This window comes from Mesorhizobium sp. M2A.F.Ca.ET.037.01.1.1 (assembly GCF_003998075.1).
GTDB lineage: Bacteria > Pseudomonadota > Alphaproteobacteria > Rhizobiales > Rhizobiaceae > Mesorhizobium.
Genome location: NZ_RZSA01001116.1, coordinates 1 through 1,977, shown reverse-complemented (window position 1 = coordinate 1,977; position 1,977 = coordinate 1). Strand labels below are relative to the sequence as shown.

Below are 1,977 nucleotides of genomic sequence, written 5' to 3'. Positions count from 1 at the left end.
GCTGGGACATCGTGCCATGCGCCTCCCGCCGCCATGGCCGGCCGTATCCGACTTAAACAGGCCGGCCACACCCCGTATAGCACAACGTGTGGCCGGCCCAAAATGTTCCCGCCTTTTCAGGCGGATAAGTCAGGATGCAAGCGGCGGAACGCCGCCATTCGCGCGCCGCGGAAAGGGCAGCACGTCGGCCACCGGCCTGGCATGCTGGGCCGCCGCCACCGCGTCGATCACAAGGTCGAGTGCCTGTAGCGCCGCGCGGCTCGTTTCATCATCGCCACGCAGGTAATGGCACGCCCGGTCGAGGTGCAGGTGGGCGGCGGCAAAGTCGCTTTTCATTAGCTTCTCCTTATTGCCCCGCCTTGGCCGCCAACATCGTCGAGTCGCTTTACCGCGAAGCAAAAATCGGCGCTGGCATTTGAATAGAATTGTAGGGAGCGTTTCCTCGCCCCGCAAAGCGGGGGAGAGGTGTCCGCGAAGCGGACGGAGAGGGGGTTCGTAGGGCGGAAGCCCTCCTCTTCGAACTGCTTTTGCCGGTCGAACCCGCGCTCCCCTCTCCGTCTCGGCTTCGCCGAGCCACCTCTCCCCCGCTTTGCGGGGGCGAGGAAACGCTCCCATCAGCCGTGCAACCGATCCGCGCGCCAGACCGTTAAGCCCAGGCGAGGAAATGAGGGGGCATCTTGTCCAACATGCTCAATCGGCGCCGGTCGCCGTCGGTCTGGATCGCGCTTGCAGCGGCGGCGCTCGCTTTGATGCCTGCCGTCGCCTTCGCCGCCGAGAAGACCGGCATGTCCTCGGAAGGCATCTTCGTCGCCGAGCTGATCCTGCTCCTGGTTGTCGGCCGCGGCATAGGCGAGGTGCTGGAAGCGCTGGGACAGCCGGCGGTGATGGGGCAATTGATCGGCGGCATCCTGCTCGGACCCTCGCTGCTCGGCTGGGTCTGGCCGGCGGCCGAGCGGCTGGTCTTCGCCGGCGATCCGACGCACAAATCGATGATCAACGCCGTCGCTCAGCTCGGCGTTCTGATGCTGCTTCTGCTCACCGGCATGGAGACGGATCTGAGGCTCGTGCGCCGGGTCGGCCGCGCCTGCTTTTCCATCTCGGCCGCCGGCGTTGCCGTGCCCTTCGCGCTCGGTTTCATCGCTGCCCAGTTCATGCCCGAGACACTGCTCGCCGCCGGCGGCGAGCGCATCGTCGCCGGGCTGTTCCTCGGCACTGCGCTCTCCATCTCCTCGGTCAAGATCGTCGCCATGGTGGTGCGCGACATGAACTTCATGCGCCGCGACCTCGGCCAGATCATCGTCTCCTCGGCGATCATCGAGGACACGATCGGCTGGGTGGTCGTCGCCATCACCATCGGCATCGCCACCAAGGGGCGGATCGAGATCGCCAGCCTGGCCTTCACCGTCGCCGGCGTCGCCCTCTTCATGGCGTTTTCCTTCACGCTGGGCCGCCGCATCGTCTTCGACGCCATCCGCTGGACCAACGACACCTTCCGCTCGGAATATGCGGTGGTCACCGTCATCCTCGCCATTATGGGGGTGATGGCCCTGATCACCGACCTGATCGGCGTGCACACCGTGCTCGGCGCTTTCGTTGCCGGCATATTGGTGGGTGAATCGCCGATCCTGTCTCGCCACATCGAAGGGCAGCTGCGAGGAATTATCACGGCGCTTTTCATGCCGGTGTTCTTCGGCGTCGCCGGCCTGTCGGCCGATCTCACCGTGCTGGTCGATCCGCAACTGGCGCTGCTCACCGTGGCTCTGGTGGTGATCGCCTCGATCGGCAAGTTCGGCGGCGCTTTCATCGGCGCCGAGGTGGCCGGCATGAGCCGCGCCGAAGGCATCGCGGTCGGCTGCGGCATGAACGCGCGGGGTTCCACGGAGGTCATCGTCGCCTCGATCGGCCTGTCGATGGGCGTGCTCTCGCACAACCTCTTTACCATGATCCTCACCATGGCCGTCATCACCACGCTGGCGA

2 protein-coding genes are annotated in these 1,977 nt (G+C 65.6%); one reads left to right on the top strand and one right to left on the bottom strand.

Going from position 1 to position 1,977, the window contains the following annotated elements; genetic code table 11:
• Positions 1 to 129: 129 nt before the first annotated feature.
• Positions 130 to 336, bottom strand: a complete 207-nt coding sequence (locus EOA27_RS34070) for a hypothetical protein (protein ID WP_126061490.1) — start codon at positions 334 to 336, stop codon at positions 130 to 132.
• A 350-nt stretch (positions 337 to 686) separates the two neighbouring features.
• Here EOA27_RS34070 and EOA27_RS34065 point away from each other — a divergent pair.
• Positions 687 to 1,977 (top strand): cation:proton antiporter (locus EOA27_RS34065; protein WP_145970744.1); only part of this gene is annotated, 1,291 nt, incomplete at its 3' end.

What these genes read in the sequence shown, in the direction of transcription:
- EOA27_RS34070 (WP_126061490.1), bottom strand. Translation starts at nt 336, where the DNA reads ATGAAAAGCGACTTTGCCGCCGCCCACCTGCACCTCGACCGGGCGTGC.